Below are 24,442 nucleotides of genomic sequence, written 5' to 3' on the forward strand. Positions count from 1 at the left end.
CGGCGAGCCATGCGTATCGTGGTCCGCAATAGCCCTGCCCATGTGTTGGCTGATTTGGACGATGGCGACGCCTTTGCGTTACGGGCCTGGTACGGCAACGCGAGCTCCGGCGGTGATGAGGCAATTGCGCTTTCGGTTATCCGGCGCGTCAAGGTCATGAATGGCTGGATCGAATGCGACTGCCTGGAGGCACAGCATCAGCCGTTGCTTGCACCGATCCAACAGGAACGCACCTTCACGCTGCGACGGTTGACGCCGAAGGACAATGACCCTGGTCGGCATGAGGAGCGGCCGAACCACGCCCCTGCCTGCCCGTTCCACGTTGACAAGGACGCCAGCCCCGCTCTCATTGACCGCGGCTATCATCTTCGCCCCCCGCCCAAATCCGACCGCTCGTATATCGATGCCCTTCCCGCCATTCCTGATCGCCTGGCCGATGTCTCAGGTCAGGATCCCGCGCGACCGAGCGAACGAAACGACCGGCCGTCCAGACTGGGTGGCGTGCTAGGGCGGATGCTTGATAGGGCGGGTACGAACGTAATCCCGCCGTTGCAAGATGGCGTTGATTTCACACTCGCCAATCAGTTGTCACGGTTGCGTTCCGCTTCCCGTGAGCTCAGAGTGCTCAGGACCTGGACGCTGAACGCGCTACTATCGACTTGGGGCCCCGACTACTGGAATCCGGAGAGTCGTTGGCAGCAGCTGCTTGCGACCTCGCGCGGCGACTGGCCCGAGGGGCTTCGCCGTACCGGCTTCATGCTCTTGTTTTCGACCAGTGTTTCCACGCAAGCCGTCATGCCGGCATCCACCTCGCGAACAATCGGCATTCTCTCCAAGGTGCGCCAGCCGCTTCGGGGGGATCCGGCAAGCCGAGGACCGTTCCTGACGCTGCTGAACGTGGATTTTCAGGACGACGATGAAGGCCCGCTTCGGGCTGTGCAAGCCTACGCCCAACCGGTCTACAATGGCGATACGCTCTTTCCCGTCGAGTCCGGGTTTGAGCGCGACGTTTCCCATCTGCTGCTTTGGCTTCAGCAATCGCTGTTCGATGCTGCTCCAGAACTCCGGATATCCATTATCAAGCCCCTCTTCGCCATGGAAACGCCCATGGGCCTGTGCAGGCCAGACTTCGTTTTGGAGATGACTTATCGAGATCAGCCACCGCGCAGATTGCTCATCGAGGCCTTCGGGATGGAGACTGAGGAATATCGGGACGCCAAGGAAAAAACGATCCCCCGAATGAAACATCTCGGGCCGATCTTTGCTGTTTCTCCCGAGGATCTTACCGAGGCGAATTCTGAACGGACCGGGCGCCGGCTGCAGGGTGGGTCGTCGACAAAATAGGCAATGGCTGCGACCGTGGCGGAACAGATGGACGATGATCGGCGCAACAAGATGGTTGCGCGGTAAGATTCTCACGCCTTTTGCTGGGGTTGTGGCGAATCGCCATCAAGCTCGGATTCGGCTGCCTCTAGCAAAGCGCTCTGAACACGTGACCCGATCTCCGGCGGGCAGTTCCCGAACATGGTGGAGACTAGCTCGTCTGCGAGTTCGGCAATCGTCGGCGTCAGGCCTGTCGGAAAGAGCCGGTCCAGGTCTTTTGCATCCGCCTCTAGGCGTTCGAGTTCGGCTTTGATGGCGCGCTTTTCCACTGCACGCTCCTTGACCATCAGCCAGAGACCAGCGTTAGCCTTGGCCGCGGCAACAATTCTTTGGATACTCTCGTCTTTCAAAAGACCTCGATTTGGGAGGTATCGGATTTCGCCCACGGTATTTCCTCCTTCCGTCAGCTCCAATTGAAACTGGTCAATGCTGCTTCTCAATGTCGAGCGATATGCCGCGCTTGGCATGCTGTCTGCCTACGCAACCGGGTCTTCTGCCTCGTCTTGTTGCGGACCCTCTTCGCGCAGCGGATCGCGAGCGCAATCGACAAATTCGCGAAGAAATGCTTTCGAGCTATCTTCCGTGAGGCGCTCGGAGAGGGTTCCGATCAAGAGCTCGACATCTGCGTTCAACGCCATCGGGTCGAACGAGCCTGCATCCGCCTGCTCAAAGATGGCGTCGTTCAGGGCCTTGATGTCGGTACCGAATGCGCCACGCACATCCTGTCGCCGCAGAATAGCTGAGGTGGCGGGATCTCCAGCTTCATCCTGAACATCCGAACTCCGTTGAACTCGATTCCGTGTTCCTCGTGGAGAGCCTGGATACACACTGCGGTCCAACTTTGCCTGATCCAGCTCGATGTGGGCGTCGTCGACCCGGATGGCGCCGGAACCGCGCGCTTCGCCGCGGCTCCCTTCGCGGCCGCCTGTTGCAGCGGGTTGCTTTTTCTGCGCCGTAGTCTGCTCTTCGTCTCGCAGTTGTTCCTCTGTGCGACCGGCCTCGCGCGTTTCGTCGAGATCCAGACGCTGACGCAGTTCGTCGAGCGACGAGATATAGACGTGTCGCACCCCCTCTTTGACGATAAACCGAATCTGCTGTGGCCGGTTCGGCCGATTGAACGCGCTCCGATCGACATCCATCCCAACGATCGGCAACTGGCTATCCGTTCTCGCTGATGGAGCGTACTCAGGCTGCTGCGCCCCGAAGATTTCGCTGTCGGCCACCGTCCATTCGACCGGCTTGATGCATGGCCTGGTCACCGGCTTGAACATCCGCACCTTCGAGAACGTTCGCTCGCCGCCGGAGTCGAGTTTCATGATGCGCATGAGTGGCATGCCGGTAACCTGGAGGATCGCCTCCTCCGGCTTCATCATCATCAGCGTGTTGACCGGAAGCAGGTCCACCGACACTGGCACCTTCGAGATGGATCGTTGTCTGCGACCATGGCGATGGGAGTAAGAGGACTGCTCGACCCACTCGGTCGTCCTGCCGGCTGCGGCAGAGACGGCGGCGGCGTCTTCCTGGTTCTGGAAGTTCATGAAAAGCTTGATCGTGGACGCGCCCATCAGGATCTTCTGCCCGGAGCGCTGATACAATCGTTCGAGCTGCGCCCCGTCCTGCAGGATAAAGACGAAGCGAACACCGTTCTTGCGGATCAATGGCGCAAGCGTCAGCACAGTGTCTATGCGCCCGCCATTACCGAACTCGTCGAGCATCATCAGCACCTCGTGCTCTCCATTGCGCAACGGTCCCATCTGCACGAGCTTATCGGCCATCTGCTGGATGAACATCGAAATCAGTCGCTCGTAGATCTGCATCGCATTCCAGTCGGCCTGGATGAAGATCACCAGTTTGCGCTTTCTGATCGTGTCGATCGGAATCGTGGTGATGGAGGTCAGCGCCTCGACGAGAGGGTTCTGCAGAAAATTGAGCTTGGCGACGATCTCCGCCGCGATCCCCTCGCCGAGCTTTTCATGGCGCCCGGCGAATTTTGTGAGCTGCATCCGGGTCTGATCCGACAGAACCGCCTCGTAGTTTTCCAGGAGCTGGATGATCGCCTTGCGTTCGTCCGACATCGAATTGAGGATGCGGTAGAGCTCGCTGAGCGATTTTCGGGTGTCCGGGCATTCCAGCACGAAACCAAGCATGGCCGTCAGCAGGATCCTGGCGCTCTCTTCCCAGAAGTCGGAGGAATCGGAGCGCAGACGCTCCGGCAACAGCATCTGCGTCAGTTTCTGCAGGTCGGTGATGCGCTGGTTCGGGTCGGCGCTGACGAGATCGAGCGGGTTATAGCCGTCCGTAAACTTGGAGCCTGGCGCCAGCAGGAAAATCTCGTACCCCTGGTGTTTCAGATAGCCGGACGTCTCCTGGAACAGTTCGCCGCTCATGTCGAGGACCATCTGCGATCCCTTGAAACTCATCATCGTCGGAATGACGAAGCCGCGCGACTTGCCCTGCCCTGGCGAACCGATGACCATCACGTGCTGGTCGCCGTCGTTGCGCAGAAGAAGGCCCTGTTTGAGACCGAGAACGATGCCATGCTTATCGCGCAGCCGGAAATCGGCGGCATCCTTCAGGGTCGCCAGCCGTGCCTTGCCCATGATCATGCGCTGGCGCTTCTGGATCGCTGCCCCGATCGGAAACCCAACCACGGCTCCAGCAGCCGCCAGACCGGCGAGGGCGGCGAACACAGTCTGCCTCGACGGCCGCTGAAACGCACCGGCCGCGTCGGTGGCTCCAAAGGGTGCCTGATACATGGCCGCAAGATGAGCACCGTAATAATCCGCAATTCCCGCTAACCCGCCGGCCTTGTTTGCAACAAGATAAAAAGCCGTGCCGTACATAATGACAGCGGCATAGGTGGCAGCGAATATCAATGCCGTATGCGCGATCAGGGTCAACATCGACCTAACATGCAGGAGGTAGAGGATTTTACGCGATAGCGCCCTGCCCCCCTTTAGCATCCAGAGGGTCAACAGGAAAAAGAGAAACGGCGAAGCCAGAACAAACGCCAGAATTGAGAGCCCGACGGTGTTCCGCGTCCGGATGATCGACCATGTGTAGGCAATGCCGTCTGGAATGGGCGCCTGCACGACATAATCGTAATAGGATGTCGTTCCGAAGGATGTGACATAGGCTTCGTAGATCAGCGTGAAGAACAGCAGCCATATCGCCACGGTGCCGACAACGGCGACTGGGAAGGTGAAGGCCGAAACCTCTTGAAGCCTCGTCCACTTCGGGCGTTCAGCCTCTGCGTCCGTGGATACGCTTGCCATCTTCGTCCACCTCGTCGGCAAAATAGATCTCGCTGACGCCGCGGCCGCCGGCGGCATCGCTTTTTTTCAACTGCACCACGATCGGGATGATCGAGCGGATGTAGCGGATGATGTCGTCGCGCTCCATGCGGACGTTGCTGTTCAGCACCAGCGTCGAGAGCCGGTTGAACGCGTGATGCGGCGAGTTCGCGTGGATCGTCGACATCGATCCGGGATGCCCGGTGTTGATCGCATTCAGGAAGTCGAAAGCCTCGTCGCCGCGAAGCTCGCCCATGAAGATCCGGTCTGGCCTCAGACGCAGTGCGGAGGCCAGAAGGTCGGTCATCGTCACTCGCGCCTCGCCCTGGGCGCCCTTCGAGACCAGCAGCGAGACGACGTTTTCCTGGCGCGGTTCCAGCTCCGCCGTATCCTGCATGAGGATGAAACGCTCATGGTCCGGGATCGCCGTCAGCATCGTATTGAGGAAGGTCGTCTTGCCGGTGGAGGTACCACCCGAGATCAGCATGCTGCGATGGTTGATCGCCGCGAGCTGCAGAAAGGCGCGCGCCTGTCCCGCCCGCAGCAGGCGCGACAGCTCGATATCGACGTCATCGATATAGTCGTCACCCGTGACCTTGGTGAAGCGGAAGGCACCCGCCTTCTCGTAGTCGTCGAGATCGAAGCGCCGGATAAATTGTTTGCGGATCGAAAAAGCATGTCCGGTGGCGGAGGTTGGACTGAGAACGAACTGGACGCGCTCGCCGTTGGTGAGCGTTGCCGACAGCAGCGGATTCTCGGCATTGATGGTCTGCTTGGTGAACGAGGCCGCGCGCGATGCCATGTGGCGGATCGACTCCTGATCTAGCCCGTCGACCTCTCGCCTGACCATGCTGAGCTGGCCGATCCGCTCAAGCCAGATCTCGTTGCTGCGCTGACAGGAAATCTCCACCACGGCGGGATCGTCGAGAAACTTCCTGATGGGGTCTAGCGCCTCGGAGAGGAAGTGCTGCTCGGCGGAGATCGATGGGTGCGCGTTCATTTGCCGCCCCTCTTTCGACGCAGGCGGTCGAACTCCTCGCGCACCGGGTCCGGATAAAGATCCGAGAAATCAAGGTCCCGGGTGACGAAGACGGTGATATCGGAGCCCTGGGCGATGTGGATCGTAGGCCGGATACTGCGCGTGCCCTGGAAGGCTTCAGTCGCAAGTTGCTGGATCCCTGATGCGATCGTCTCGGCGGCGATCTCGCGCGCCCGATCCTGCGAGGTCGTTCCATTGTCTTGCGGAATGCTGGTCACAGTACCGTCCGTATTGACGATCGTGATATTTCGATCCTGTTTCTGACCGAGCTGGGCAATGTATTGCGTGACCCCGCCAATCATAGTCATCAGCGCCGGTGGCCCGAACCGTTCCCAATATTTCCGGTCGACCGCACCCGCCATGCCGGAGCGGCCAAGACGATCCGTGCCGTAAGAGCCGAGCTGGACCGAAACACCATCGCCACGGATCATCCGGGTCCAGACGATGAACAGGCGCTCCTGCCCGCGTTCGACACCGGATTTATAATCGCCGATTAGCGAGGAGCCGGCCGGTATCAGGATGCGCCGGCCGTCGAAGGAGAAGACATCCTCGCGGACAATCGCTTTCACCATGCCGGCGAGGTCGGAATTGATCGCCGTCTCCAATGTGCCGCGGATCATCGTCCCCTGTGGGATCCAGGCATCGATACGGCGGTTCTCGGCGGCTACCGACACCTGTACCCCCTGCCCTCCCATGGCCTTCAGGAAGGCTCGATCGCCATCGACAGCACCGCCCGAGTCAGACGGTGCGCCGGCCGTGGCCGTTGAGCCGTTCGCACCGAACAAGCCGGCTCCCGTGGCGTCTGACGACGCGCTTGCGGCCCCGCCTGCGCGTTCCGATTGATCGAAGACGACAGCAGTGGAGCGCACGCGCTCAAGCAGCTTAGCCTGCCTCGCAAGCTCGATGCATTTGGGATCGTCAGGATTTTTCCCTCTCGAGCAGTCGACATCGACTGGAGGCGCGACCTGGGCCGGCGCCGGGATGACGGGTGGCGGGGGTGGCGGAGGGGGTGGTGCCTCAGGCACCTGCACCGTCGGCAAGGGCGGCGGCGCTGGCGGGTTGAAGCCCTCGTTTCTTGGCGCCTGCACCGGGCGAAACTCTTCATGCGGCGTATTGTCGACCGCCGGTTCCCGCTCGCCGGCCGAAAGAAGGAAATAGAGGACGACACCAACGCCGGCGATCGCGGCCACCACTGCGATCGGCCGCATCAGCCCGAAGCCGGAGCGCCTCACCTGACCGCCGATGGCGGTGTCATTGTCTATCGAATGATAGTGCGGATCAGACATCGTGCCTCCCTATCGTGATTTCGATGGTGAGCCAGCACCTGACGAGCCGAGCCGCTTCGGCGCCACGGCCCCCTCGATCGGCGCCGGCACATCGGCTGGAGCGGTCCTGAGATTGAACAGGCAGGTCTCGTTCTCGGTGCCGTAACGAAGCGTCCACTGCCGCGAGACCGTGTCGATGACGATGTAGTCGGCCTCACGGCGATAATTGACGAGGCTCTCTCGCCGCTTGTTATCGACAATGAAGATCGCTGGCACGTCGCCGGTGAACTTCATGAAGGTCTTCAAACCGTCATCGAACACCCACAAGGGCTTGGCGGCATCGCTTCCTTTGAAGCCATAGTCATAGTTGACCTTGTCGCGGCGGATATTCTTCATGTTGGGATTGCGCTCTGCATCCTGCGCCTGCTTCCACAGTTCGGCCGTGCCCTTCAGCCCGGCGTCTTCCGGATAAATGAAGCGCAGCTTGAAGGTCTGGTTCTGGATCGACCTGCTGTCGTTGACCTCAAGATCGAACGAGTAGGTTCGTTTCGTCGTCACCACGGAGAGGTTTGTCGGCGCGTCTTTCTCCATCGGCTTCAGGGTGAGTGAGCGCCTGTCGGCCGAAGTCAGGATTTGCCAGGAAACCGTATCCCCCGCGACCACCTGGGTAACCTCTTCGTCGGCACCGAAGAGGATGGTCGTCACCATTCCGTAAGTCCCGGTGACGACGAAGACCTGTTCGGCTGAGTACGGCAAGGTGCGCACGCGCGGATCGAGCCTGCCAGGCCGGGCGGTCAATTCCGCATGAACCGAAGAGGCCGTCAGCAGCAGTGACAGCATTATTCCGACCCTCACCCGCCTCATGGGGTGAGCCCCGAAGGCATCGTCTCGGGAACCTTGACGTATTCGGTGACGACAAAGCCGAGGGGGTTATAAAGCCGGACCCGGTTGCTGGCGGGCAGATTGATCTGGCGGTAGCGGATCGTCGCCGACCAACGGTTGACGACATCGCCACCGCGGCGCCGTTCCCGGGTCTCGAAGCGCACCGACATTGTGGTGGCATTGAGCGGATTGACGGACAGGATTTCGGGCCGGATCTCGCCCGTCGTTCCCATGGTCTTGACCGGACCTCTCGGATTGGAAGGGTTCATCCACTCCGAATAGTCCTTGAAAGCCGGCGAATCCGGGTCCGACCAAAGAGCGATCATGTCGAAGTTTTCCGATAGATAACGGGGATCGTAGGTCTCGCGGCGTATGACATAATTGCCGACGAACGAAGCGCGGACAGCCTGGATTTCCGAAACGTTCGACCGGTCCTTGTCGAGCGTGGTCACCGTCTCCATGTAGCCCGTGTTCTTGTCCACGATGAGCGGCACGACCTCGGTGCGCACCAGTGGAAAGAGCTGCGCGACAGAAAAGGACAGCACACCAGCGACGATCCAACCTGCCATCGCGAAAACCAGCAGGATGAGACCGATCAGGGTCCGCAGCGACCTGTTCTTCTCACCCCAAGAGAGGTGCTGATCGTAGATCTCTTGTGGTCCCGCCGGATGATCGGCCGGAGCGGCTTTCAATTGCCTTTTGAACAATGCCAAGTTCAAACCTCGAAATCGCAATGAGTGAAATCGCTAATCCTTGCCGCCTCCGCGTCATTCGCTGTTGCGCCGACGATTGGTGAGCATTCGACCAAGCGCACCGACGCCAGCGACACTGCTGCGGCCGGCAAGCGCTGCGGCCGTGATGGCGCCCCTCGGCCCGGCAAGCGTGCTAAGTGCTATTGCCGCAGCCTGGCCGGCGCGCAAATTACTGGAGTAGAGCCGCCGGCGTGCGGTATTGTAGGCGGTGTCCACGCCACCGCCGCCCGGGACGCCGGAGAAGGCTGCCCCGTAGGCAAAGCTGCGCGCGAAATCCGGCACCTGGAAAATGAAATAGGAGATCAGCGCGAGGTAGAGCACCATGGCGAGCACGATCGCCAGTGCGTTCTCCTTGGTCGCCATGTCACCGTTGATCGTGTCCATCATGCCGATCAGAAAGCCGAAGGACAGGCCGGCCATGATGTAGGTGAACAGCAGCATGAACATGCCGTACGCGACGCCCCTCACCCAGGCATCGAAGACGAAACGGGTGATGCCAAAGAAATAGCAGAGGATGGCGATCGGACCGATGGCCAGCATGACGGCGGTGATCATCTTGGCAAAGAGCGTAACGCCGGTGAGGACCAGCAGCATCGGCAGGAGGCCGAAGACCAGCACGATGAAGACAACCACGGCGCCGGTCACATTCGGCAGCCATCCGGATTCGTAGGAATTGAAGAGCTGCATGGCAAAGTCGTAGACCTTGCGAGCCATGCTGGCGACTTGCTGGGCGATATCCGCGCCAGCCGATTGACCGCCCATCGCCGAGGATATGGCCGATCCGAGATCCTGCGGGGCCGACAGCACGAACTGGCCGATGTTGTCGTAGAAGAGCGCCCAGGACATGATGAGAGTATAGGCGAGCGTGATCTTGAAGGCGGTGATCGCCATGTCCTGAAGGGAAACGCTCGAGAGCCCCAATGCGCCCCAAAGGAAGTAGAGGGTCAGGAAGATCGCCAGGATGCCGGAAACGAGGTTTCTGTTTTCGGCAAACAGCCCCCAGGCCCGCTCCAGTGAAGCCTCGTTGATCTTGTCAAAGTATCGAAGCGCGTCGCCATAGAAGTTTATCGCGTAGCTGACGGGATCCATGTCTCACCCTGAAAATTATTGACCCGTCGCATCGGGCCGCAATCGTCTTTGACGGCGCCCGCAAGCGCATTCTCACCTGCCGTGATCGCGGGCTCGGATACGAAGCCGAGGGCCGGCACCGGATTTTCGTCGGCCGAACATTTCGCAAGCTGCTCATATTTTCCGGCGCAACCGGCAAGCACTGCCGCGCTCAGCCCCAAGGCCAGAACCGCTCTCACTGGTTCTGATCCTCGAATGCCTTCAGCTGATCGCGAACAGACGTATCCTGCGGCTGAGTACCGCCGTCACGCATGACACTGTCGGGAAGCGGCGCGAAGGTCTTGAGGTTTTGCGACGAGGTTGCTAGGGCGGCCTTATACTGCTGGTTCAGCAGCATGACCTGGTTGTTGAGCGAGCCGACGGCTTCGTTGGCGGTCTGATTTCCCTGCAGCACCATCTGGGTGTTTTGCTCCAGCGCCCCTTTCAGATCCTTCGCCGTTCCAATCTGCTGGGTGGCCTGCATGAACGAATTCTGCCGGTCCTTGGTGGCGCTGTTCATCGCGTCCGTCAGCGCAGTCAGCGTCGTCAACGCGTTGATCCCTTGAGAATAGGCCTGATTGGCGCCGGAGAGCTCACCGCCCTTGACGGTATCGACCACCATCTTCACGAGGTTGAGGCCATTGATCAGTTTGGCCGCGGTATTCTGGAACTGACCGTTAATACCGCCGAACACGGCTGCGTTGCTTGATAGCACCGTGCTGAAATCCGGCGCCTGTCCCATGGTGAAGCCGTTGCCGGTCGCAAGCTTGGCAAACTGGCTCGCATCCTGCGTTCGCTCGCCAGTGATCGCCGCCAGGGTCTTCGTGGTGTTGTCCTTGACGACTGATGTGTCCTGCTGGATCTCCGAAGAAAGCCGTTTAATCTCTTCGCTGATCGAGATGTTCTCCGAGTCCTTGACAGGTACTTGTGCATAGGCCTGAGGGACGGAAACGATGGCGAGCGCCGCTGCGATCACTGCTGTCTTCATGTGTCTAACCTCTCCTGTTCTCAGTTTGACGTGGGCCTGGAATCGACCACCGTGACGAGGCCGAGTGCTGGATCGTCCAACGCCGTGAAGGTCGCGACCGCGCCATTAGCACGTGCCTCATCCTGCAGTTCGGACAGCCAGCGTTGGATCTGTTCGGTGGTGGCGTTGGGCGGCACAGCGAAGCAACGGGTGCCACCAGTATCGATGATGTTGGTCGGGCACCGGATCTCGGCCATGACAAGCGAGCCGTCATGGTCTTTCGAATTGCCGCCACCACTGCCACGAAGGCTTGCCGATGACGATTGCAGGCCGGCCTGCAGACGTTGAAGGTATTGCTGGTTCGCAGCGAGCGACTTTCCAAGCAGCTCGTTCCAAACCGAGCCGCGTTCGATCTGCGCCTGCGTGTTTCGGTCGACCGCCTTCTTCAGCTGCTCGCCGCAGCCGTTTGCGTAGCTCGCAGTTTCCGGCTCGGCTGTACCCTCCGACGGGGTATTATTACCGATCTGGGCCTTGTTACGGGCATAGTAGGCAGAAACCTTTTTGACGTAGTCCTGCGTCTCGGGGATGTTGGGGATCTGACCGTTCTGCAGCGACTGCCGATACGGCCCAGCATTGTAGCCGGCGGCGATCAGATCATAGCGGTCACCGAACATCCCTTGGAGCTGCTTGATGTATTTGACGCCGCCCCGAATATTGTCGCGCGTGTCGTAGGGGTTGACGCCGAGCTGCGCGGCGGTCCCCGGCATCAGCTGCATGACACCGGTCGCGCCGACCGCGGAGCGCGCCGACTGGCGGAAGCGCGACTCCTGCTCGGCGATCGCCATCGCGAAATTCGGATCGACACCCTGCCGGATTGCCTCCTGTTGCACCATGCTGGCGACTTCCTGCTGGCTTGGCGTGCGAGACGACGGCGCTGCGGGCGCGGTTGCTCCCCCCATGCCGTCGGCCGAGCAATCGGCCGGCGCGCCCGAGCCCTGACCAGGTGCGACGCTATCGGTCGTTCCGCCCGAGGCGCCTTTGGCCTTGCGCGTATCGGCCTGATAAGATTGATACCAGTTCTCGGTCGCCTGCTGGATCTTCTGGCGGGCCTGATCGATGACCGGGACCTGGGCATGGCTTGTGCCGACGGGAAGGACCAGCGCCAAGGCCAAGACGCCGGCCGCGGCTCCCTCAAGGTGCCTTGCGTGCTTCATCGACCGTCACCCCATCCCAGTCGCAGAATTTCGAGAGCCAGTTCTTTGGATCGTCGCCGTACTCGTCGAGCAACATCTCGACTTCGCGCACGGTCTCTTCCCTCCCGGAGAGCACCTTGATGAACTCCGGCATGTGGGACATGTCGACGCGGGCGATCACGCTGCTCTTTGCCTGCTTGATCAGCATGAAACGCGAACTCGGATCGCCGTTCTTCACCCAGTCGAATTCCGCTCGCGACAGGCCGAAATGCTCCATGTAGGAGTTTTCGTCAGCCTTCGGATTGGCAAAGAAGATATTGGTCGACGTCTGTTCGATGATCGTGCGGCTGACGCTTGAACGCACCACATCGTCGGCCGACTGCGTACCGAAGATGACGAGACCATTCCTTTTTCGGATGGTCTTGAAATAGTCTTTCATGGTGCGCTTGAACTCGTCGTCGTCGAGCAGCTTCCAGGCTTCGTCCATCAGGTTGATGATCGGTGCCTTGCCGTCGTAAATCGCGTCCAAGCGGTGGAACATGTAGAGAAGGGCTGCGGTGCGCACCGTCGGATCATCAAGGATCGACGTCATGTCGAAGCCGATCATCGGTCGCGAGATATCGAGATCGTCGGCCGCGTTGTCGAAGAGCCAGGCGTAGAGACCCTTGTCGACCCATTTGTCGAGCCGAGCGATCAGGCTGCCCTCGGTCCGCTCGCTACCAGCGAGAAGCGCCCGCAGTGACGAAAGACGGCGATACGACCTGTCCTTCGTCTTGAGGACCGATTTGATCGCGTTGCGAATGATCGCCTCTTCCTGTGGAGTCAGGCTTTCGCCTTCCCTGGACGGTTTCAGCATGAAGCTCAGGAGCCCATAGAGGAAAACGCGGTTCTCCTCAGTGTCGTCGAGCAGCAGCGGATTCCATCCCGACGGCTGGCCGGGCTCCAGCGACATGTAGGTTCCGCCTGCCGCGCGGACCATGATGTCGAGGCCACGGTCCTTGTCGAACACGATCGTCTTCAGCCGAGGGCTGACACGATAGGCCTGCAGGATCAGCAAGGCCATGATGACGGTCTTGCCGGATCCGGTCGGGCCGAAGACCGTCGTGTGCCCGACGTCGCCTTGATGGAAGTTGAAGAAGAAGGGCGTGCCTGACGTCGTCTCGAAGATCGTAATCGCCGGCCCCCAATGGTTGCCGTCGGGTTTGCCATAGGGATAGGCGTGAAAGCTGCTCAAGCCGGCGCAGTTCAGCGTGGAGATCAGCGCTCGCCGGGCGATATAGGCCTGGTTGCCGGGCAGTTGCGCCCAGTAGGCCGGCTCCGCATTCAGGTCTTCGCGGACATAGGAGGCGCCGAGCGCGCCGAGTTCGTTGCCAATCAGCGCCACGGCATCGTCAAGCTGGGCGGTGGTTTTGGCGACCGGCATCACCGTGAGATGATGTTCGGTGAAGGCAACCCGCTTGCGGGCAAGTTCGTCCCGGGCAATATCGAGATTGGCCTGGACACTCGAGCCACCTTGGTCGGCCTTCGACATCTGCCGGTCCAGCCGTTCGATCCGGCTGCGGGCCGCCATGTCGTCGACAAAGGACATCGATTGCGTCAGCACCAGCTCTAATGGCAGCTTGAGGATATAATCAAGCATGCCGGCGCCCGTCTCCGGTGGATATTCCTTCAAGGAGACCATCGCCGCATAGCGGTCATCGTCCGGTATGTCGCCTTGCAGGTGAATGATGCGGTTGCCGATCGATGTCCGGCGCGCCGGCAGCATCTCGTCGATCGGAATGTTGCCCAGCCGGATCGGCCGAACGCGTCCACCGTTCAGTAGCGTATAGAAGAACTCGCATTGCTCGGAGAACCAAATTTTCCGCGCGGCTTCGTCGACGACCATATCTTCAGAGACATCGCGGAAGACTTTTCTGTTCTCGCCGAGGTCAGCTTGGACGCGTTGCACGTCGCGAAGGACCTTCGGCCCATAAACGGAAAGCGATTTCTCAAGTGCTCGCGTTGCCTCGCTGAGTTTATCGCGCATCGCGCGGAACTGTTCCTTGCGCACGATCGTGCCGCCTGCGCCCATGAGGCGGGAAAGCGCCGATCCCTTCCGGAACATGGGGCGCACGACCAGCGAGACATAAGTGTCGTTCACGAACATCTCGTTTTTCGAGATGCTCGACTGATAGACGTGATCGAGGCGCTCCATAAAGGGATCGGCGAAGGCCGACGGCAACGACGGCGCAACCTTGCGTCTGATCACGTGAGTATAAAGTGCGAAGCTGCCGATCGAGGAGATCGCACGGAAGGCGGCATTGCGCTGCCGCTGCAGCATATTGATCGTTTCGATATCCGCCGTCTCGAAGGAAAAGCCGGTGAGCTTCAGGGTTGAGACGAGGCAGTCGTTCTTCAGGCGGATGATGCCGTTTTCGATTGGGACGTAGAAAGGTACATGCGTCGCGACATTGCGGTCTGCAAAGATCTCCCAACCCTTCGACAGACTGCCTCTCAGCGATCTCGCCATCGTGTTCATCGCTTACACTCCGTAGGTTCTGACGCCGCCACCGAGCTTCCGGCCAAGAGGGTTGATACCGCACATGCTGAGGCGCCCGACGATCTCGAAAAACCAGAGATCGAGCTTGACAGTGAGCACGTAGAGGATGCTGTGGAGGACAACGAAGGAGACCGGGAACCACAGGATGGATCCCAGGATCATGAACACCATTAGCGAAACAAAACATTCCGCCAGGAAGTAAGTGTAGGGAATTCCCATCACCGTCGGCGGTCGTGTGAGGGCCAATATGACGGGATGGGATTCGATATATTCGTCGCCACCTTCGGCGGTGTTCCCTGCTCCGGCCATGACTTAAGACCCGCTGCCAGCGAGGAAGTCGACGAGCTCGGCGGCGGCAAACATGCCGGCAAGGCTTCCACCAACCCGAAGCAGCGCTCCCCAGGACCAGTAGCCGAAGGCTGCGGCGAGGAACATGCCGATAAAGGCGATCGCTCCGACCGAACGACCGAACGGCCCGGTGAAGAACTGCACGAGCCGGTCAGCAGCGTTTTGAAGGGCATCGAGGTTCTGCGCAGCCGCTGGCTCGTACTGGCTGACGAGCAGGATCAGGCTCGCGGCAAGCACGATCGCGGCGTTTCCGACCCATTTCCTTTTGGCCATTGAGGACCAGGCTACGCTGCCATAGAGAACGACCATCTGGACTGCCAGTACGATGGGATTCATTGAGACACCTCTTCCTTGACAATTTTGACCGGCCCGCCAGCATCATTCTGAGCCTCATCACGCTGAGGAGTGACGTCTGACGGGGATGGGGTTACAATTGGGAACACAAGCATGGGGGATTTGGCCCGCGCGGCCCGCCCGGTGCTGCGGGGGGCGGACGTCCGACCTGCGGTCGATAGGACCGGTGTGGTCGCCGTGCCGGTATAGTATCCAACGACACGGGTGACGTAGTCGGCGGTCTCGCGGATCAGCGGCATTGAATGGCGAAGGTCGACATTCGGCTCGCCAGCATTATAAGCGGCGGCGACCAACACGGGATTTTTGTACTTGCCGATCAAGACGCGAAGAAATCGCGTGCCGGCGCGGATGTTTTGTTTGGGATCGGTTAGATCAGTCGCACCGAAGGCTTCGCCGATCCGTGGCATGACTTGCATCAAACCGATGGCGCCGGCAGAGCTCACCAGATCTGGATCGAACCCGGCATTCTCGGCCCGCATGACCGAAAGCACCCAGTTCGGATCCACCTCCTCCTTCCCGGCAACCGTCAACGCAAGTTTGGCATAGTCCGTGGGAACGCCGGATAACAGATCCGATCGGGCCTGTACTGGTTGCTCGCTGACATCAGGTGCGGTTGCCGGCTCGGGAACGGCTGTTGCCTCAAACGAATAGACGCTGACCAGCGAATGCACTGCGCGTTCCCGGCGGTCATTTGCGCTCCCAGCCGCTGATCCCGATGATGGCCCAGCACTGTCACTAAACCCGCCGATGAACGCCGACGGGCGAGCGCTGACCCGAAGCGCATCGGTGACCGGCCCGCTAAATCGGTCGTTGAAGCTGGCGGAATCGATGGTTGGGACATCCCGTGTGGAAGCAGCGGCGGAAATCTCCGGACTTGGCGGGACGGCTGACATCTCGTCAGCCTTCAGATCCGTCCGGTTGGCATTATGCGCGACGTGGGTCGACTTTCCCGAGACGATGTAAGCGCTGCTGTCATCGGAGCCGGAGGCGAAACCGGTGAGCAGAAAAGCCGACGTGCCGGCGAGCCAAAGCACGCTCCGCGAGGATATCTTGTGCGGTCTGTTCGCAGGCAAAAGCGGAACGCTATCCATGGCTGAACCAATGCAAACTTATACTGCGGTATAAGATTTTGAACCGCATTCAGCCGCGGAAATCAACCCTAAAGTTTAACTGGAGTATAATTAATGTCTCGCCGCACTGCGTCCGGAGGAGAGAACCCGAAAGAAACTCAATCCCTTAGCCGTGACCGTTTATCCGGGGTCCACTGATACTGAAGCTGTTCGCGGTCTCCCAAAACGCGAGAAAGACGGACGGCGGTCCCGCCCTTTATCAGTATCGAACCGGCGTCGGTGCCCGAAGTCGCGACAGAGATTCGGCACACGAAATTCGGCAACTCTCTTTGTATCCTGTCCACCGGATAGCAGGACTCGATCTGGTAGCGTCCGCCATAGAAATCGATCGACAAACCCCTGTCTTGGACGGGGCCAAGACGTTGGCGCTCGAAGTCAGTGCCATATTCAAGTTGGCACTCGAAGATATTGCTGGAGTATCCTTTACAGCCTGCCAGCGTGAGATACGCAAAAGGTGCCGGCGGCAGCGAGTGATGGCGCTCAACTTGATGACCACATCCTGCCAGCGCCAACATTGCCGTCAGAGATCCGAAGAGCTTTGCAAGTGTCCGCATGGTGCTACTTTCTAGCTTGCCTGCCGATAACCGGCATGTTCGAGGGCTTCGAGAAAAAGATCGCGGGCGAGCGCGCAATAGTGTGATGATGCCTGAGCCAGGTGAAGCTGGGTAAGCACCAATCCGAGATCGGAAACGGTCGCGACGACGTCCTTAAGGTCACTGTTGAACGCGTCCCGCAACATCTCGCCGCCGTCGTGGCCTTTGACCACGATCGCGTAGTCGTCACGCGCGATGCTGTGCCAAAGCTCGATCGTGCCGGTTTCGCCGATCGAGCTTTCCGTATCGCAGATGAGCAGGAGCGCGTAATCAGGATCGCGCATCGCGCTTTCCTCTACAGAGGTGTCCCTACGAAATTCCGTCAGCACCACCTCAGACGCAAAGAGCATCAAGCGCTCGTTCACCAGAAGGCGCTTCTGCCCGAGCCTAACAAAGGCGTTCATGACGGCGGAGCGGATTGCTGCGGGTGGAAGATTTTCCGCGCAGTGTTCACAGATCGATGTCAGTTGGCCATCCAGGAAAGCGAAGGTGCTATGGAAGCGGTTGACTACGGATCGCTCGACGTGTTCGGTCTGACCGCTCAGCGCCTCGATGAATGCGAAGGCATCAAGGGTTCTGCGGGGTTTCGCGAGTATATCGCTTCCCGGCTCAGACCATGCGTCGCCCACCAGGCTTGAAGGGCCAACGACGACAGCTGCGGACCTTGTCTGTGCACCACAGCCGGGGCAGTCCGCTGAGAATGGCACCATGTACCATTCCTTCGTCAGGAGGGATCGATTGTGTATCAGAGTCAAACCTTATTCTTGAAAGACGGAGTACCGGCCCGGCCCGCAGCCTAGGACCAATTACCAACTTATACTCGGGTATAATTTATCAGCTGCAATTGGCTTGCTCAAGCGGGAAAAGACGAGGGAGCTGGGCGTCGGATCAGGTGATCGCGCTGCTCCTCTGACGCGAACGATTGTGATAGAGCCTTTGTCGCAGCCTCGTTTGTTGCAATAACCGCAGCGACCACGACTGCGATCACAAATTGCCAACTAAGGGCTTATCCGCAAAGGCGGAGGCCGCCTGGTCACGCTTTCACCGTTTTGGCAGACGGGTGCATCACTCATTCACCGATGCGCCGGATCGCTCAATAGCCCGCTCCCGGAATGACCTGTTCGCTGATCCGCCCAATCGCGCGTGCACGCAACCACCCGTTCGGCGATCGGCGCAATCACCAATACACCGATTGAGGCGATCCCCTGAACTCCCATTCGCTAGATCGGTGTCTCGCCGGTTCGCGGATATGCTTAATTGCAGATCTGCCGTTTCACCTAAAGGCCCAATCACTGCTTCACTCATTCGCCGGCCAACCGATACGCTCAGACGGCGACGCACCTGTTTGCGTACACGCGCAGTCGCCTATTCGCACATTCGCAGGCCCTGTCCGAAAGAGTCCGCTCCCCAGGCCCCCCTTCCACGCCTCTACCTCATGCCCTCGTTACGTCTCAAATATGACAGACCGGGAAACGCTTGCTCGCCTCTGAGGCGACTCGCCCCTCGGGCGTCCGGCTATTGGTATACCAATAGCCTATCCTGCCATTCTTCAGAGTTGACCACCGTTCAATCTGGAACGTGTTCGCCGAAGGCACTGTGATCTAGCGATAGGCTTATCGGCGCCACCGGCCGCAGGCAGGAGCACGATCTCACGCGGAAGAAAGAAGCCGCGGCGCGCCGTCTTTAGCTTTGCTAGCCAAGGCGTGGCTATACGCCGAAGCCCCCATTTGCATCAGTCGATGGATACAACAGGCTGCGCCGTGGGGCGGGTACGGCTCCCTGCGCACGGCGAGTGAAGCGGCAGATAAAGCTGCGGTTGGAATTGAACGTGCCCGAAAAGGGCCACTTGGCAACTGCCGTTTAGCCCGGCGCCTCGGCGTGCTTAAATCCCTCCTGTTCCGCAATGATCATGGCCAACTCGGCGCGGACGAGTTCCAGCTCGACCTCGATCTCGCGGCGGTCGTCGGAATGCACGGCATTCCGCAATTCGGCCTGCAGCTCTTCAAGGTGTTGTTCCAGAAGCATCGTCGTCTCCTTGACGTTTGTGAAAGACGACGTGCGCGGTCATGGGGACGTGGCGGGGTCAGGGATCGCGGAACGCGACCGCCAGCGGCGGCGAGCGGGGGGGCCAAATTTGCCTGAGCGCAGGGGACCGGAGCGGAGGCAAAATTGGGGGGACCGCTCGTCCTTGAGGCCGGCATGGCGCCATGGCATCCTGGGACAGACTGAGCAGATATTTCCTCTCCGTATCGCACCCGAACGCGAGGGCGGGCTCGATGCCCGGCTTCGGGTTATAGATGTGTGATTAGTTGAATAACTGTGGAGATCCTGGGCTGTCGAACGATTTTCTGCGGAGCGTCGATGACAGGTCCAACCAGCAATGGCAGGGATTCTGAATCTAACATAGTGCGGAGAACAGAATGACCACCACAAATGAGATCGCCGACAAGATTGCAGGCGAGCACGGCCTCACCAAGGTTCAGGGCAAAGCCATCGTCGAGGCCGTCATCGCTTCGATCACCGAGGCAGCGGTTGCTGGCAACGAGACCTCGCTCCCGGGCTTTGGCAAGTTCAAAGTAAAGGCGACGCCGGAGCGCGAAGCGCGCAATCCTGCGACGGGCGCGACGATCAAGGTTGCCGCGGCAAAGAAGCTGGCGTTCACGCCGGCAAAGGCGCTGAAGGACGCGCTGAACAAATAATTCTGCAGTCCTGGTAAAATAGCCCGGCCGTAGCCGGGCTATTGTTTTGCTTTAGGCGCTTCTGCGAAGATCGGTCCTGTTGATGAGACCCCGGACGATCGTATCGCTGACCGCCGGTTAGCCCTCGCGAGCATGGTCGTCGAGCAGCTTGTGAAGGATGCCGGATTGCAAGGGTATGAAGTCGACACCGCTGGCGATAGCTGCGGTCTTCAATTGCGACAGTGTTTCGAATTCCTGGTAGTCCGTGCCCAGTCAAAGGTCCAGATCCTCGCCCTCGGGTTCAAGAAATGCCTGGGGCAAGAAGGTCTGGAGCGGGCGGTCGTAGCCGATGATGGCATCCGGTCTAAGTGCTAGGACGCGGTCCGGGTGACCGTAAGTAGCGGCTCATGACGATCTCCTTGAAAAAGGGGATGCCGGCCCCCGTTTCGGGGCCGGCATCCGGCTCATGCGGGGTTGTTCCAGAGGATGACCTTCTTGCCGGCTTCGCCTCCGGGCGCCGGGGCGACGTTGCCGAAGATCACGCCGATCTCGGGCGCTTCGATCTTTGTCGAGATGTATTCCTCGCCGGTCTGGCGGGAGATGCGGTTCCAGCCGGCGCCGATCTCAAAGCCGGTCTTGCGATGGATGATGCGGTAATCGGGGGCTTCTTCGCTCGCCTTGCTGGCGTTCGGGACGAGGGCGATCGGGGCATTGACCCGGATGGTGGCGAAGACGCCTTCGAAAGTGCCGTCGGTCTTTTCGGTGAGGGTTGCGATCGTGGTAGCCATGGAATTGTCTCCTTCGTTGCATCGGGACCATTCCCGATGGCGCCCGAAGAAGGGGCTGCGCCGCAAGCGTCACCGAAGCTTTAGCGAAGGGAAACCCCCTTGCGGGGTTGACGCTGAACGCGGCCGGTCCCTTAGAAAGGCGACACAAAGAACGGGAATGGTCCTTGATTGCGACGTCGGCAGGAGACCTCGCCGTGGCTGCCCTTTGCGGACCCGCCGAGTGCCGCGCTTGTCGATTGCTTCGATGGGTGTTCCGGGTCAACGGATGCTGCCCACCACTCATCTGACGCGACGCCATAGATCAGCACCGTCCTGATCTCATCGTCATTGGGAGAGATGGCTTCAGTCGGTGTGGCGCCCGGATTGCTGCTCGCTCTTGCGCGACTACAGCTCGGGTGCAGTGAGATCACGACACCGGTTTGATTGCCCGGCGTCGCTCCCGCGCCGGTGATGATCAGGAAAAGGAGACCGGCCGAAAACACCCGGCAGTCGGAGAGTCGCCTCGGGAGGACGGCCTCAGACGTGGTTGGCGCCGACGATGCAACTGCGGACTTGTTGCGGGTGATGACCGTTTCGATCGCCGCTCAATCGAGGCGGTTGACCCGGCTGGTTCGGCCGCGCGTGTCGGCAAACAGTTGGGCGATCTTTATCATGAAGGATTTGCTGAAGCGGCCAAGGATGCGCTGATCGGGCTCGATGTACCAGGAGCGTTCGACAATATCGTAATTGTACTCGTCGATCATGATCCAGCACTGCTTTAGATCGCTTAAGCCAGCGCGCTTGCGCTCGATATCAGGGATCTCCAGAGCGGCCCGTCTGGGGCGGCTGCCTGGTGATGGCGAGAAGCGCCAGATGGCTATTTCCGTCGGCGGCGCTGCGGATGGCGATGACGACGCAAACCGGCCGAGCTTTCGGCCCTCGGTTTCGCCGCGCTGCTGCTGCCAGGCCCAAAGGTAGGGATAGGAGATGACTTCGCCGGGGCGGAATTCATGGCTCATCGTCGTAGCCTTCGCCGCGCGCCAGCCGATCAAGCGCCTCATCGAATAATTCTGCATGCTCGGCGGGCATTTTTGAGACATGATAGGCGCGGCGCGGATCGCCGCCTGTGCGCATGCGCTCATAGTATTCGTAGCTCATCAGCACAAAACGCGGCTTCTTGTGCCGGGTGAGCATGACCGGCTCGCGACTCGCCGCATCGGTAATATCGCCGATCTGTTTATTCAAATCGCTTGTGGTGAACTGCTTCATAGCCATGATCTCCGGTATGGTTCTCCATATAATCCAATTTTCCCATGTTTTCCATCTTTTGCGAATTTACATGAAATCGGCGCTCACGCGCCGCCTTCTGTCGCCTGCCAGACCGGGATGCCGAGCCGGCGTGCCTTGTCGGCGAGATTGCCGGTGACCCCGTTTCCGGGAAAGACGATCAGTCCGGCCGGCATGACGGACAACATCTCGTCGTTGCGCCGGAATGGCGCGGCCTTCGCATGCTTGGTCCAGTTGGGCTTGAAGGTGATCTGCGTGACCTTGCGGGCGTCTGCCCAGCAGGCGGCGATGCGTTCAGCACCTTTCGGGGAACCGCCATGCAAGAGCACCATGTCGGGATGCTTGGCACGCGCCTGATCGAGCTTTGCCCAGATCCGCTCATGATCGTTATAGTCCATGCCGCCGGCAAACGCGATCTTGGTGCCCGCCGGAATTAGCACCTCGGTTTCGGCGCGGCGGCGGGCGGAGAGGAAGTCGCGGCTGTCGATCATCGCCGCCGTCACGGTGGCGTGGTTGACCTTCGAGCCGGTGCGCGGCCGCCAGGACGAACCGGTCTGCGCCTCGAAGAGATCGGCCGCGTAGTCGCGCATGAATTCAAAGGCATTGCGGCGCTCGAGGAGCGTGATGCCTTCGGCGACGAGGCGTTCGAGCTCGACACTCTTCAGCTCCGAACCGTCCTGCTCGCGCTGGCCGGTGCGCTGCGCTTCCTCGTTGCGGTGGAGCTCGCGCTGGATGCGCTCGCCAGCGCGATGGAAGAGATTGGGGACCGACCAGAACAGATCTTCGAGATCAGGCTCCAGCCGGGTGTCGCCGAGCATGTCGGCGAAGGCATCGAAGATCGCAGTGATTGATGACTGGACCTGCGGTTCCTCCGGCAACGACCGCGGATCGGGCTCGTCCTGGAAGGGTCGGTAGCCAAAGAGCTGCATCTCGTAGATGAAGCGGTCGGTCGGGGAGGAAGAATGGTTGGGCTCGAAGCTGTCGTCGGCGTGACGGATCGGGTCCATGATGATCTCCGTTATTTTGGGCCGCGCCTCTCGCGGCCTGACGGCGAACCCGGTCATGCGGATCGAGACCGGAACCGCAAGCGGAGCGCGGGCGGCCCAGCGAAGCGCCGGGCGGCGGAGGGAGGGTTTCTTGACCCGAGAGGAATGACAGGCCGCACCGGCGGACTGTCAGGGGAAGAAACCCAACCGACCCGCTGAAGGTCGAGCTCCGCGTGATACCGGTCGCCTCTCGGCAGGCCCGCAGGCGCGCCAAGGGAAACCGGAAAGCTGGCCCGATCCTACCGCCCACGCCGCCTGCGACCCAACCTGCGGCTCCGTCCCACCACCCGGCGTCAGGCCATGAAGGTCATCGCGTCTTCCGGCGTGAGTTGCGACCTCAGGCTTGCGGCCAACCGATCGGGTCCCAGCCAGCGCAGATCTTCGTTGAAATCGCTGAGCTCGGGCGACAGCACCCGCGGCAGGATCCCGCAGATCTGCGCACGCCGGCTTAATCGCTCGAGTGCGTGGCGGCCGGCGGCATCCGCGTCGGCGGCAATATAGATGCGCCGGCATCCGGGCGGGAAGCGGAAGGCAGCAAGGTGACTGGCCGAGAGAGCCGCGACCAAAGGCATGCCGGGCATCACCTGTGAGAGGGACAGCACGGTTTCGAGACCTTCGCCCGCGGCCACGACCGGGATCGGTGCGTTGAGCGGGAAGCAGAAGCGAACGCCATTGCCGAGCAACGCTCCAAGCGCTCGGCGAGGATTATCGACCCTCGCCTTGCCCCCGCCGGCCGGATCGAGAAAGCAGCGGTGTATGCCGGTGATCTCGCCCCCAGGGCCTGTCACGGCGGCAATCAGCGCCGGATAGCTGCTCGTCTGGCCGGTGACGAGATCGCGGTAGTAGCAGGCCGCATGGAAGCGCAATGCCGCGTGGTCAGAACCGCACAGGATCCCGCGCCCCCCCCTGGCACGCTCAGAAGCCGGCAGTACGACCGCCGCGGAATCATGGCTGCCGCTTCGAGAGGGCGATAGCGGCTCCGGCCTGGGGAGGCTGAGGAACCGGCGGGCCTCAAAGGCAACGTCCCGGAAATCGACGAGACCGCAGGTCTCGCGTATGAGATCGAGAAGATCGCCAAACTGGCCGGTCGCTGCATCTGTCCATCGGCCGGCGCGTGGACCGGCGAGATGCACGTAGAGCGAAGCGCCCCTGGTGTTGTCGACATCGCCGACCAGCCAGTAGTGACCGGCCCGGCGGCCGGCGGAAAGATAGTGGCGGCAGACGGCCTCCGCGTCTTGTGCGAGACGCTCCGCCAGTTCGGCTGGGGAGAACATGGCGGGCCTCCGTTATGACCAGTACGCGACATCGACCGTCCAGACCCGCAAGGTCCGGGTCACGGCCAACATGGCGGTCACGTTCGCGCCAAGGCTGTCTCCAGCAACGACGCGACTCCGCTGCAGAAACGATTGGGTTTCTTCAGCCGCGAGAGGCGCGTGAAGGCCGGACCTGACAACCCGCGGAACGGGGGAAAGGGGGTGTGGGTGCGAGAGGATTGTCATCGAAGTTTCTCCTGAAGCGAGAAAGAGCGACCTGGCTCGGCGCCCGGCCGGATGGGCTGGACAAGTGTCATCGGGCAGCCAAGGAGGGATCGGCGATCGCCAGCAAGGAGCGCCGATGATCACCGGCGCTTAGCGTGTCGGGCTGCCCATAAAGCCGATGGGATCATCGGCGTCGGGCGGTGGAGGTCAGAGGGGTGGGCATCGGGAAGATGGCCAAAGACGCAAAGACGTGTTTGCCGTAACTGCAGCCGACGCCGCAAAGCACCTAAGGCGTGTCGACCCATCGAGGCGTTCCAGAAGATCGAGATTCCCATCGGCTG

21 protein-coding genes and 2 pseudogenes are annotated in these 24,442 nt (G+C 60.5%); 2 read left to right on the forward strand and 21 right to left on the reverse strand.

Annotated elements, in window-relative coordinates; all coding sequences use genetic code 11:
• Positions 1 to 9 precede the first annotated feature (9 nt).
• Positions 10 to 1,382 (forward strand): annotated as a pseudogene (locus tag ACEN84_RS03125) (hypothetical protein).
• Positions 1,383 to 1,415: 33 nt separating this feature from the next.
• On the opposite strand, the gene ACEN84_RS03130 reads toward ACEN84_RS03125, so the two are convergent.
• The 16 genes from ACEN84_RS03130 to ACEN84_RS03205 form a co-directional block, all read right to left on the reverse strand.
• Entirely contained in the window at positions 1,416 to 1,850 is a 435-nt protein-coding gene (locus ACEN84_RS03130; protein WP_413708600.1) for a hypothetical protein, read from the reverse strand.
• 9 nt (positions 1,851 to 1,859) lie between these two features.
• Complete coding sequence (locus ACEN84_RS03135; protein ID WP_413708601.1) at positions 1,860 to 4,658, reverse strand: type IV secretory system conjugative DNA transfer family protein; 2,799 nt, start codon at positions 4,656 to 4,658, stop codon at positions 1,860 to 1,862.
• Entirely contained in the window at positions 4,627 to 5,676 is a 1,050-nt protein-coding gene (gene virB11 / locus ACEN84_RS03140; RefSeq protein WP_413708602.1) for a P-type DNA transfer ATPase VirB11, read from the reverse strand. The genes ACEN84_RS03135 and virB11 overlap by 32 nt, the downstream gene beginning before the upstream one ends.
• On the reverse strand, positions 5,673 to 7,001 hold the full coding sequence (gene virB10 / locus ACEN84_RS03145; RefSeq protein ID WP_413708603.1) for a type IV secretion system protein VirB10: 1,329 nt from the start codon (positions 6,999 to 7,001) through the stop codon (positions 5,673 to 5,675). The genes virB11 and virB10 overlap by 4 nt, the downstream gene beginning before the upstream one ends.
• 9 nt (positions 7,002 to 7,010) lie before the next feature.
• Positions 7,011 to 7,820 (reverse strand): TrbG/VirB9 family P-type conjugative transfer protein, encoded by an 810-nt coding sequence (locus ACEN84_RS03150; RefSeq protein WP_413708604.1) that lies wholly within the window; start codon positions 7,818 to 7,820, stop codon positions 7,011 to 7,013.
• 20 nt (positions 7,821 to 7,840) lie between these two features.
• Positions 7,841 to 8,575 (reverse strand): type IV secretion system protein, encoded by a 735-nt coding sequence (locus ACEN84_RS03155; protein WP_148195487.1) that lies wholly within the window; start codon positions 8,573 to 8,575, stop codon positions 7,841 to 7,843.
• A 54-nt stretch (positions 8,576 to 8,629) separates the two neighbouring features.
• Entirely contained in the window at positions 8,630 to 9,703 is a 1,074-nt protein-coding gene (locus ACEN84_RS03160) for a type IV secretion system protein (protein ID WP_413708605.1), read from the reverse strand.
• 214 nt (positions 9,704 to 9,917) lie between these two features.
• A complete protein-coding gene (locus ACEN84_RS03165; protein WP_413708606.1) occupies positions 9,918 to 10,709 on the reverse strand; it encodes a conjugal transfer protein in 792 nt (263 codons plus the stop codon).
• A gap of 20 nt (positions 10,710 to 10,729) precedes the next feature.
• Positions 10,730 to 11,854 (reverse strand): lytic transglycosylase domain-containing protein, encoded by a 1,125-nt coding sequence (locus tag ACEN84_RS03170; protein WP_413708607.1) that lies wholly within the window; start codon positions 11,852 to 11,854, stop codon positions 10,730 to 10,732.
• Between the two features lie 25 nt (positions 11,855 to 11,879).
• Entirely contained in the window at positions 11,880 to 14,399 is a 2,520-nt protein-coding gene (locus ACEN84_RS03175) for a VirB4 family type IV secretion/conjugal transfer ATPase (RefSeq protein ID WP_413708608.1), read from the reverse strand.
• Positions 14,400 to 14,402: 3 nt separating this feature from the next.
• Complete coding sequence (locus ACEN84_RS03180; protein WP_148195493.1) at positions 14,403 to 14,729, reverse strand: VirB3 family type IV secretion system protein; 327 nt, start codon at positions 14,727 to 14,729, stop codon at positions 14,403 to 14,405.
• Positions 14,730 to 14,732: 3 nt separating this feature from the next.
• Positions 14,733 to 15,104 (reverse strand): TrbC/VirB2 family protein, encoded by a 372-nt coding sequence (locus ACEN84_RS03185; RefSeq protein ID WP_413708609.1) that lies wholly within the window; start codon positions 15,102 to 15,104, stop codon positions 14,733 to 14,735.
• On the reverse strand, positions 15,101 to 16,213 hold the full coding sequence (locus ACEN84_RS03190; RefSeq protein WP_413708610.1) for a lytic transglycosylase domain-containing protein: 1,113 nt from the start codon (positions 16,211 to 16,213) through the stop codon (positions 15,101 to 15,103). Before ACEN84_RS03190 ends, ACEN84_RS03185 begins: the two co-directional genes overlap by 4 nt.
• A gap of 137 nt (positions 16,214 to 16,350) precedes the next feature.
• Positions 16,351 to 16,806: a hypothetical protein gene (locus ACEN84_RS03195; protein WP_413708611.1), complete on the reverse strand. Its 456-nt coding sequence runs from the start codon at positions 16,804 to 16,806 to the stop codon at positions 16,351 to 16,353.
• An 11-nt stretch (positions 16,807 to 16,817) separates the two neighbouring features.
• The gene (locus ACEN84_RS03200) at positions 16,818 to 17,555 is read right to left on the reverse strand and encodes a hypothetical protein (protein WP_413708612.1); all 738 of its coding nucleotides are present in this window, start codon (positions 17,553 to 17,555) and stop codon (positions 16,818 to 16,820) included.
• 1,150 nt (positions 17,556 to 18,705) lie between these two features.
• Positions 18,706 to 18,870 carry a hypothetical protein gene (locus tag ACEN84_RS03205; protein WP_413708613.1) on the reverse strand — a complete coding sequence of 55 codons (165 nt, stop codon included), beginning with the start codon at positions 18,868 to 18,870 and terminating at the stop codon, positions 18,706 to 18,708.
• 395 nt (positions 18,871 to 19,265) lie between these two features.
• Between ACEN84_RS03205 and ACEN84_RS03210 the strand changes: the two genes are divergently transcribed.
• Positions 19,266 to 19,544, forward strand: a complete 279-nt coding sequence (locus tag ACEN84_RS03210) for an HU family DNA-binding protein (protein WP_049730551.1) — start codon at positions 19,266 to 19,268, stop codon at positions 19,542 to 19,544.
• 443 nt (positions 19,545 to 19,987) lie between these two features.
• Here the strand turns inward: ACEN84_RS03210 and ACEN84_RS03215 are convergent, their stop codons facing one another.
• The 5 genes and pseudogenes from ACEN84_RS03215 to ACEN84_RS03235 all read right to left on the reverse strand — a co-directional run bounded on the left by ACEN84_RS03215 (position 19,988) and on the right by ACEN84_RS03235 (position 23,897).
• Positions 19,988 to 20,311 (reverse strand): DUF736 family protein, encoded by a 324-nt coding sequence (locus ACEN84_RS03215; RefSeq protein WP_130279807.1) that lies wholly within the window; start codon positions 20,309 to 20,311, stop codon positions 19,988 to 19,990.
• 584 nt (positions 20,312 to 20,895) lie between these two features.
• Positions 20,896 to 21,309, reverse strand: a pseudogene (locus tag ACEN84_RS03220) (hypothetical protein).
• Positions 21,299 to 21,559 carry a type II toxin-antitoxin system Phd/YefM family antitoxin gene (locus ACEN84_RS03225; protein WP_413708614.1) on the reverse strand — a complete coding sequence of 87 codons (261 nt, stop codon included), beginning with the start codon at positions 21,557 to 21,559 and terminating at the stop codon, positions 21,299 to 21,301. The pseudogene ACEN84_RS03220 and the gene ACEN84_RS03225 overlap by 11 nt, the downstream one beginning before the upstream one ends.
• Positions 21,560 to 21,642: 83 nt before the next feature.
• The gene (locus ACEN84_RS03230; RefSeq protein ID WP_413708615.1) at positions 21,643 to 22,584 is read right to left on the reverse strand and encodes a DUF2493 domain-containing protein; all 942 of its coding nucleotides are present in this window, start codon (positions 22,582 to 22,584) and stop codon (positions 21,643 to 21,645) included.
• A 332-nt stretch (positions 22,585 to 22,916) separates the two neighbouring features.
• The gene (locus tag ACEN84_RS03235) at positions 22,917 to 23,897 is read right to left on the reverse strand and encodes a toprim domain-containing protein (protein WP_413708616.1); all 981 of its coding nucleotides are present in this window, start codon (positions 23,895 to 23,897) and stop codon (positions 22,917 to 22,919) included.
• Positions 23,898 to 24,442: the final 545 nt, after the last annotated feature.

Source organism: Rhizobium sp. Rhizsp82 (assembly GCF_047325115.1).
GTDB lineage: Bacteria > Pseudomonadota > Alphaproteobacteria > Rhizobiales > Rhizobiaceae > Rhizobium.

What these genes read in the sequence shown, in the direction of transcription:
- ACEN84_RS03130 (WP_413708600.1), bottom strand. Translation starts at nt 1,850, where the DNA reads ATGCCAAGCGCGGCATATCGCTCGACATTGAGAAGCAGCATTGACCAG.
- ACEN84_RS03135 (WP_413708601.1), bottom strand. Translation starts at nt 4,658, where the DNA reads ATGGCAAGCGTATCCACGGACGCAGAGGCTGAACGCCCGAAGTGGACG.
- virB11 (WP_413708602.1), bottom strand. Translation starts at nt 5,676, where the DNA reads ATGAACGCGCACCCATCGATCTCCGCCGAGCAGCACTTCCTCTCCGAG.
- virB10 (WP_413708603.1), bottom strand. Translation starts at nt 7,001, where the DNA reads ATGTCTGATCCGCACTATCATTCGATAGACAATGACACCGCCATCGGC.
- ACEN84_RS03150 (WP_413708604.1), bottom strand. Translation starts at nt 7,820, where the DNA reads ATGCTGTCACTGCTGCTGACGGCCTCTTCGGTTCATGCGGAATTGACC.
- ACEN84_RS03160 (WP_413708605.1), bottom strand. Translation starts at nt 9,703, where the DNA reads ATGGATCCCGTCAGCTACGCGATAAACTTCTATGGCGACGCGCTTCGA.
- ACEN84_RS03165 (WP_413708606.1), bottom strand. Translation starts at nt 10,709, where the DNA reads ATGAAGACAGCAGTGATCGCAGCGGCGCTCGCCATCGTTTCCGTCCCT.
- ACEN84_RS03175 (WP_413708608.1), bottom strand. Translation starts at nt 14,399, where the DNA reads ATGAACACGATGGCGAGATCGCTGAGAGGCAGTCTGTCGAAGGGTTGG.
- ACEN84_RS03180 (WP_148195493.1), bottom strand. Translation starts at nt 14,729, where the DNA reads ATGGCCGGAGCAGGGAACACCGCCGAAGGTGGCGACGAATATATCGAA.
- ACEN84_RS03185 (WP_413708609.1), bottom strand. Translation starts at nt 15,104, where the DNA reads ATGAATCCCATCGTACTGGCAGTCCAGATGGTCGTTCTCTATGGCAGC.
- ACEN84_RS03190 (WP_413708610.1), bottom strand. Translation starts at nt 16,213, where the DNA reads ATGGATAGCGTTCCGCTTTTGCCTGCGAACAGACCGCACAAGATATCC.
- ACEN84_RS03195 (WP_413708611.1), bottom strand. Translation starts at nt 16,806, where the DNA reads ATGCGGACACTTGCAAAGCTCTTCGGATCTCTGACGGCAATGTTGGCG.
- ACEN84_RS03200 (WP_413708612.1), bottom strand. Translation starts at nt 17,555, where the DNA reads ATGGTGCCATTCTCAGCGGACTGCCCCGGCTGTGGTGCACAGACAAGG.
- ACEN84_RS03205 (WP_413708613.1), bottom strand. Translation starts at nt 18,870, where the DNA reads ATGCTTCTGGAACAACACCTTGAAGAGCTGCAGGCCGAATTGCGGAAT.
- ACEN84_RS03210 (WP_049730551.1), top strand. Translation starts at nt 19,266, where the DNA reads ATGACCACCACAAATGAGATCGCCGACAAGATTGCAGGCGAGCACGGC.
- ACEN84_RS03215 (WP_130279807.1), bottom strand. Translation starts at nt 20,311, where the DNA reads ATGGCTACCACGATCGCAACCCTCACCGAAAAGACCGACGGCACTTTC.
- ACEN84_RS03225 (WP_413708614.1), bottom strand. Translation starts at nt 21,559, where the DNA reads ATGAAGCAGTTCACCACAAGCGATTTGAATAAACAGATCGGCGATATT.
- ACEN84_RS03230 (WP_413708615.1), bottom strand. Translation starts at nt 22,584, where the DNA reads ATGGACCCGATCCGTCACGCCGACGACAGCTTCGAGCCCAACCATTCT.
- ACEN84_RS03235 (WP_413708616.1), bottom strand. Translation starts at nt 23,897, where the DNA reads ATGTTCTCCCCAGCCGAACTGGCGGAGCGTCTCGCACAAGACGCGGAG.